This is a genomic window from Brevundimonas vesicularis, assembly GCF_032067225.1.
In the GTDB taxonomy this organism is placed as follows: domain Bacteria; phylum Pseudomonadota; class Alphaproteobacteria; order Caulobacterales; family Caulobacteraceae; genus Brevundimonas; species Brevundimonas vesicularis_F.
Genome location: NZ_DAMBJX010000092.1, coordinates 1 through 6,932, shown reverse-complemented (window position 1 = coordinate 6,932; position 6,932 = coordinate 1). Strand labels below are relative to the sequence as shown.

6 protein-coding genes are annotated in these 6,932 nt (G+C 66.9%); 2 read left to right on the top strand and 4 right to left on the bottom strand.

What is annotated here, in order from left to right; translation table 11 throughout:
• Window positions 1–363: 363 nt before the first annotated feature.
• A complete protein-coding gene (locus tag RT123_RS15125; protein ID WP_313010012.1) occupies window positions 364–831 on the bottom strand; it encodes a MaoC family dehydratase in 468 nt (155 codons plus the stop codon).
• A 62-nt stretch (window positions 832–893) separates the two neighbouring features.
• Entirely contained in the window at window positions 894–1,874 is a 981-nt protein-coding gene (locus RT123_RS15120; protein ID WP_313010010.1) for a threonine/serine dehydratase, read from the bottom strand.
• A 37-nt stretch (window positions 1,875–1,911) separates the two neighbouring features.
• Between RT123_RS15120 and glpK the strand changes: the two genes are divergently transcribed.
• Window positions 1,912–3,441, top strand: a complete 1,530-nt coding sequence (gene glpK, locus RT123_RS15115; RefSeq protein ID WP_313010008.1) for a glycerol kinase GlpK — start codon at window positions 1,912–1,914, stop codon at window positions 3,439–3,441.
• A gap of 37 nt (window positions 3,442–3,478) precedes the next feature.
• Entirely contained in the window at window positions 3,479–4,555 is a 1,077-nt protein-coding gene (locus tag RT123_RS15110) for a phosphotransferase family protein (protein ID WP_313010007.1), read from the top strand.
• Here the strand turns inward: RT123_RS15110 and RT123_RS15105 are convergent.
• Both RT123_RS15105 and RT123_RS15100 read right to left on the bottom strand, forming a co-directional pair.
• Window positions 4,552–5,307 carry a DUF1223 domain-containing protein gene (locus RT123_RS15105; protein ID WP_295188662.1) on the bottom strand — a complete coding sequence of 252 codons (756 nt, stop codon included), beginning with the start codon at window positions 5,305–5,307 and terminating at the stop codon, window positions 4,552–4,554. The two genes, RT123_RS15110 and RT123_RS15105, sit on opposite strands and share 4 nt — an antisense overlap.
• Before the next feature lie 68 nt (window positions 5,308–5,375).
• On the bottom strand, window positions 5,376–6,932 hold a 1,557-nt coding region (locus RT123_RS15100), incomplete at its 5' end, for a prolyl oligopeptidase family serine peptidase (RefSeq protein ID WP_313010006.1).

The window sequence follows — 6,932 nt, the reverse complement described above, 5'->3', positions numbered from 1 at the left end:
TATCGTCGATCATGTGGTAGCCGGCGTCGATGGCGCCGTACCAGCCATTGGGTTCCGCCGACACAGCACCAGCCGACAGGGCCAGGGCGGCCGCTGCGCTGGAGGCCAGCACGAAAGTCTTCATACGCATAGGGGGGTATCCCTCCGCCTCTGTTATAGTAGGGGGCGGGTCTACCGCCTACGCGGGTCTTACCAGCCTTGCTGTATAAGGTCGAGGCGGAAACGTGACGGTATCGATCAGCAAAGGCGATACCGTGGCCTTGATGATACAGATGAATTTGGCGTCCACGCACAGAATAGTTAATCTCTGGCCGTCGATGCGTCACAATCTCCCGCATTGAGACATTCTAACCTATGCGAGTGTCACGGCTCTATCTTTGGATTGACCATCTGCATCCCGAGCCACTCGGCAATCAGCGCCGGCTTGTCGGCCTCGTCGATCTCGACCGTCAGTTCGTGCTTCAGCAACCAGCGTCCGCCGCCCTTGTCGTCGGCCGATAAAAGCTTGAAGCGACCGCGAATGCGTGACCCTGCCGGCACCGGCGCCAGGAACCGCAGCTTGTCGAAGCCATAATTCACGCCCATCACGACGCCCTCCAGCGGCGCCACCGCATCATAGCTCATGGCCGAAGCCAGGCTCAGGGTCAGGAAGCCGTGCGCGATGGTTCCACCGAACGGTGTGGCCCTGGCCGCTTCCGGATCGACATGGATGAACTGGTGATCTTCGGTGCAATCGGCGAAGGCGTCGATCCGGGCCTGGGTGACGTCGAACCATTTCGACACCCCGACCTCTTGGCCGATCAATGCCTGAAGTTCACTGGCCTTGGTCATCGTGCGTTTCCTCAGTTCATGTGATGCGAGGTTGGCCGACCCTTGTCACGAAAGAAAGACCCTCAGCCGCCGAAACGCCCTTCGATGATCTCGGCGTACAGCGTCGGATCGACGTTGCCGCCTGAAAGCACGATGGCCGTCGTCCGTCCTTGCGTCTCAATCTTTCCGGCAAGCAGGGCCGCGAGCGAGACGGCGCCGCCTGGTTCGAGGACGATCTTGAGATGGCGGAAGGCGAACCGCATCGCTTCCGCGACCTCAGCATCCGAGACAGTGATCGCCCCCGCCAGCCGCCGGTTGATCGGCCAGGTCAGCACACCCGGCATCGGCGACATCAGGGCGTCGCAGATCGAGGGCGCGCCTTGCGGATGACCGACCCGCTCTCCGGCCGCCAGCGACCGCGCGGTGTCGTCGAAGGCTTCGGGCTCAACCACGAACACCTGCGTCGCGGGACTGCGTTCGGCCATGACCAGATTGATCCCGGCCATCAACCCGCCTCCGGACGCCCCGCACAGGAGCTGGTCGAACGGCGCATCCGCCTGATCCAGCATTTCCAGCGCCGTCGTCCCTTGGCCCTCGATGATGAAGGGATCATCGAACGGTGGAACCAGGATCGACCCGCGCTCGGCGGCGATGGCCGCGCCGATGGCCTCGCGGCTTTCGGTCCAGCGGTCGTAGAAGCGCACCTCGCCGCCGAAGGCGATTACGCCCTCGACCTTCACCCTGGGCGAATCTGACGGCATGACGATGATCGCCGGCGTGCCGACCATGGCGGCGGCGGCGGCGACTCCCTGCGCATGGTTGCCGGACGAGAAGGCGACGACGCCGCGCGCCTTCTCCTCGTCGGTCAGTCGGCTGATGCGGTTGTAGGCCCCGCGAAATTTGAAGGCTCCGGCGCGTTGCAGGCTTTCCGCCTTCATCAGAACCCGCCCGCCGACCACCGCGTTCAGGGTCGGGCTTTCGAGCAGGGGCGTGCGGACGGCGACTCCGTCGATCTGGCGGGCGGCGTCGAGGACGCCTTCATAGCTGGGCAGGTGGGTCGTCATATGCTCCCCTTACCCAAGACGCAGCCGGGAGAGAACCATGAGCCTGATCCTCGCCATCGACCAAGGCACGACCTCGACCCGCGCCATCGCCTTCGCGGTCGCGCCTCAAGTCGCACGAAGCGCGGCAGGCGAAGAAAGAGGGGACCTGAGGCCCGTCGCGGTGAGCCAGATCGAGTTGGCCCAGCATTTCCCGAAGTCCGGCTGGGTCGAACATGACGCCGCCGAAATCTGGACCGCGACGCTCCAGACCTGTCGAGAGGTGGTGCGCAAGGCCGGAGGCGTCGCCCGCTTCAACGCCATCGGCATCACCAATCAGCGGGAAACAGCCGTAATCTGGGACGCGGCGACCGGCGAGCCGCTGCATCGCGCCATCGTCTGGCAGGATCGTCGCACCGCCGACGTCACGGCACGCCTGACCGCCCAAGGCCACGAGCCTAGGGTCCAGACCGCGACCGGCCTGATCCTTGATCCCTATTTCTCGGCGACCAAGTTTGCCTGGCTGCTGGACGCCGTGCCCGGATCGCGCGAGCGTGCGACGAAGGGCGAGGTCAAGCTGGGCACGATAGACGCCTGGCTGATCTGGAAGCTGACCGGCGGCCGGGTCCACGCCACCGATGCGACCAATGCATCACGCACGTCGCTGATGGATCTGAGGACGGTCGAATGGCGTGACGACCTGTGCGCCTTGTTCGACATCCCGCGCGAAGCCCTTCCCCGCATCGTCCCTTGCGCGGGTGTGATCGGCGAGAGCGATCCGGCGATGTTCGGCCAGCCTCTGCCCATCGCCGGATCGGCGGGGGACCAGCAGGCGGCCCTGGTCGGGCATGGGGCGCTGAAGGCCGGGGACGCCAAGATCACCTATGGCACCGGCGCCTTTCTGGTCGCCAATGTCGGCGCGGAGCCCGTGGCCTCGACACGGCGTCTGTTGGGCACGCTCGGCTATCAGGCCGACGGCCAGTCCGCCTATGCGCTGGAGGGGTCGATCTTCTCGGCTGGCTCGGCGATCCAGTGGCTGAGAGACGGGGTCGGGCTGATCTCGGAGTCGCGCCAGTCGGAGGCGATGGCGCAGACCCTCAAGGACAACGGCGGGGTCTATATGGTCCCCGGCTTCACGGGTCTGGGCGCACCATGGTGGGAACCGGAAGCGAGAGGGACCATCGTCGGGCTGACACGGGATTCCGGTCCGGCCCATTTCGTCCGCGCCGCGCTGGAAGCCCTGGCCTATCAGACGCGCGATCTGCTCGACGCCCTGGCGGCCGACGGCGCCCCGCCTCTGAAGACGCTGAAGGTGGACGGCGGCGTCACCGCCAACAGTTTCGCCATGCAGTTCGTTTCCGACATCTGCGAAGTCGAGGTGGAGCGTCCGGCCTTCCAGGAGATGACGGCCCTGGGCGCCGCGCGCCTGGCGGCCCTGGGCGTCGGCCTTTTGCCGGACTTGCAGGCACGCCCGGCCGAGGCGCCCGCCTGCTGGAAACCACGCATGAAGGCGGACGAGCGCGAGCGTCTGCTTTCCGGCTGGCGTCGCGCGGTGAAGGCCGCCATCATCGCCGCGTCGGACCGGGCGTGAGAGCCGGACGGCTCAAGGAAACGACGAGGACCGCCGCATGACCGACGCCGCCCCGCTGGACGCCCAGAGCGCCTTCTCCGGCACGCGCGAGGTCGATCCGCGCTATCGCCTGGACGAGGCGGCGCTGGACGCCTGGATGCGCGCCCACGTCTCGGGATACGCCGGCCCGCTGACGGTGCGTCAGTTCAAGGGCGGCCAGTCGAACCCGACCTATGAACTGGTGACGCCCACTGCCGCCTATGTGCTGCGTCGCAAACCGCCCGGCGTCCTGCTGCCCAGCGCCCATGCCGTCGACCGCGAGTTTCAGATCATCTCGGCTCTGGCCGCGCAGGGCTTCCCCGTCGCCAAGCCTCACGCCCTATGCCTGGACGAAAGCGCCATCGGCTCGATCTTCTATGTGATGGACAAGGTCGAGGGTCAGATCTTCTGGGACTTGAAACTGCCCGGATTGACGCCCGCCGAACGCCGCGCCGTCTATGAGGCCCAGACGGACACGCTGGCCCGGCTGCACGCCTTCGATCCGGCCGCCATCGGCCTGGGGGACTACGGCAAGGCCGGAAACTATTTCGCGCGTCAAGTTGGCCGCTGGACCAAACAGTATCATGCGTCGGAGACCGAGCCGGTTCCGGCAATGGACCGGCTGATCGCCTTCCTGCCCGAAAGCCTCCCGGCTGAAGGCCCCAGCCGCATCGTCCACGGCGACTTTCGTCTCGACAACATGATCCTGGCGCCGGATCGAGCAGAGGTTCGCGCCGTGCTGGATTGGGAGCTATCGACCCTGGGCGATCCGATGGCCGACTTCTCCTATCTGCTGATCGCCTGGGCTATTCCGGCTTCGCTGCGCAACGGCCTCGCCGGCGCCGATCTGGAGGCCTTAGGCATTCCGTCCGTCGAAGAGACCGTCGAACGCTACGCCGCCGCGACGGGAATGCGGCCCGCCAACCTCGACTGGCTCTACGCGTACAACCTGTTCCGCCTGGCAGCGATCTGCCAGGGCATCGCCGGCCGCGTCCGCGACGGAACCGCCGCCAGCGCCCACGCCAGAACGATGGCGGCCCAGGTCGGCCCGCTCAGCGACGCGGCGTGGGGCTTTGCGAAGAAGGCCGGGGCCTAGTCTCTGACGGCGGCGCCCAGGATGCGCTTGTCCGTCTTGCCTTGCACCAGCACCGCGACGGCCTCGCCGGGGCGGGCGGATGGCAGCGCGTAGAGCATCGGGCGGCCGCGCCATTCGCCCAGGCGCGTCACGCCGCGCACGACGTTCATGTGCCGCACGGCCTGACCCCGGTTCTCGCCCTGACGGACCTCGACCACCTGGGGGCCGGGCGTATAGGTCACCGCCACCACCTCGGCGCCGCCGACCGGCGCGCGGCCGGAACCGACGCCGACGCCGGCTCCGTTCTCGCGGAATTCGATCTCGGGCGGCCAGGCCTGACGCACCGCCTCCTGACCGATGGCGGTTTCAAGCTCGACGCTGCGGGCGCCCGACACCTGACGTCGGCCGTCGATCACGACCTGGGGCGTCGAAACGCCGCGCTGGCGCAGGGCGGCGCGATAGGCGCGCTGGCGCTGAACGAACTCTGGCCGGGCGAAGGTGTCGGTCCAGCCGAGGTAATCCCAGTAGTCGACGCCGTAGGTCAGGGCGATGACGCCGGGCTGAGCCGCCGCCTTCTCCACCGCCGCATTGGCCTCGATGCAGCCGCCGCAGCCCTGGGCGGTGAACAGTTCGACGACCACCGGCGGGCCGTTGGCCGTCGCATGGCGCGGCGCAAGCGGCGGACGCCCCGCCGCCGGCTGGGCCGCCGAGGCGACGGACATGAGGGCGCCCGCCATGACCGTGCCCGCGATGATCCAACCCTTGGTGTTCATTCCGTCGTTCTTATCTCTTGGGCTGAAAGGGAGCGCCTCATATTCGCGTGAGGCTCTCTCCGCTTCATTCAATCCATCAGCTGTTGTGACAGATAGACATAGTGGCGGGCCCAGCGACGGGCGTTGGCGACCGGGTCGGCGTCGTTGGAGTGGCCGCCCGCCGTGTCCTCATAATAAAGGTGGTCATACCCCATATCGCCCAGGCGCGCGGCGAACTTGCGCGCATGGCCGGGGTGGACCCGGTCGTCGCGCGTATTGGTGGTCAGATAGACGCGCGGATAGGGCTGGCCCGGACGGAGCTGCTGATAGGCGGAATATTTCGCGATCCATGCGGCTTCTTCCGGAATGCGCGGGTCGCCGTATTCGCCGATCCACGACGCCCCGGCCGGCAGTTCGTGATAGCGCAGCATGTCCACTAGCGGGCTCTCGATCACCGCCGCGTTAAACAGCTCAGGGTGCTGGGTGATCGACACCGAGGTCAGGACCCCGCCGTTCGACCGGCCATAGATGCCCAGGCGACGCGGGCTGGTGATCCCGCGTTGTTCCAGATCGCGCGCCACGGCGGCGAAGTCGTCAAAGGCCTTCTGACGATCGCCGTCCAGCGCCGCCTGGTGCCAGTCGGGCCCGAATTCGCCGCCGCCCCGGATATTGGCCTGGACGAAGACGCCGCCCCGTTCCAGCCACAGCTTGCCCATCTCGGGCTTGTAGGCCGGGTTCAGACTGACCTGGAAACCGCCATAGCCAAGCATGACGGTCGGGTTCGACCCATCCAGCTTCATGTCGCGCGGGCGGGTGACGAAATAGGGGATATTGGTCCCGTCGGTCGAGGTCGCCTCGAACTGTTCGGTCACGTCGCGAGACGCGTCGAACTTGGCGGACGCTGACTTCAGCGTGGTCAGGGTCGCGGCGTCCGCATCGGCCAGGCTGAGAGTCGGCGGAACCAAGAAGCCTTGGGTCGAGACGAAGACCTCGCCGCGTGATTTGGACGAGTCGCCCAGACCGACCGCGAGGTTGTCAGGGACGGTGATGTCCTGACGGCTCCAGCCGCGCTCGCCGTTCGAACGGAAGACGCCAGCACGTCCACGCACATTGTCCGTGTAGGAAACGACCACGCGATCCGACAGAACGCGAACGTCGCCCACAGCCTGACGCGCGTCAGGCGAGAAAATCAGCGGCGCGGCCTTGCTGACGACCGTCTCGCCGTCGGCCCGCGCCTGCAGCACCGCCAACGGCATCGACAGCAGGTCTCCGCCTTTGAACGCCGTCCCGCCGGTCAGGTTCCAGTTCTCTTCCGGCGAGAAGATCAGGGCGTCGTTCAGGACGCCATAGACCGAGACGCGAGCCGGCAGACGAAGCTGAGTCGTTTTACCATCGTGGCCCAGGCTCCACGTCTCCGACCGGAAGGTGTCCAGCGGGCGGGTGATGATGACGGCGGTCTCCTTGCCGTCCTTGTCGCGATAGACGGCGGGGCTGACGCCGTAGCCGCCGTCGCCCTGTTCGCCGCGATAGACCTCGGTCGCCTGGGCCAGGGTCTGGCCGCGCTTCAGCGTCTTGACGATGAAGGGATAGCCGGACTCGGTCATGGTTCCGGCGCCGAAGTCGGTGGCGACCAGCAGGGTCTCGCG

What these genes read in the sequence shown, in the direction of transcription:
- RT123_RS15105 (WP_295188662.1), bottom strand. Translation starts at nt 5,307, where the DNA reads ATGAACACCAAGGGTTGGATCATCGCGGGCACGGTCATGGCGGGCGCC.
- glpK (WP_313010008.1), top strand. Translation starts at nt 1,912, where the DNA reads ATGAGCCTGATCCTCGCCATCGACCAAGGCACGACCTCGACCCGCGCC.
- RT123_RS15110 (WP_313010007.1), top strand. Translation starts at nt 3,479, where the DNA reads ATGACCGACGCCGCCCCGCTGGACGCCCAGAGCGCCTTCTCCGGCACG.
- RT123_RS15120 (WP_313010010.1), bottom strand. Translation starts at nt 1,874, where the DNA reads ATGACGACCCACCTGCCCAGCTATGAAGGCGTCCTCGACGCCGCCCGC.
- RT123_RS15125 (WP_313010012.1), bottom strand. Translation starts at nt 831, where the DNA reads ATGACCAAGGCCAGTGAACTTCAGGCATTGATCGGCCAAGAGGTCGGG.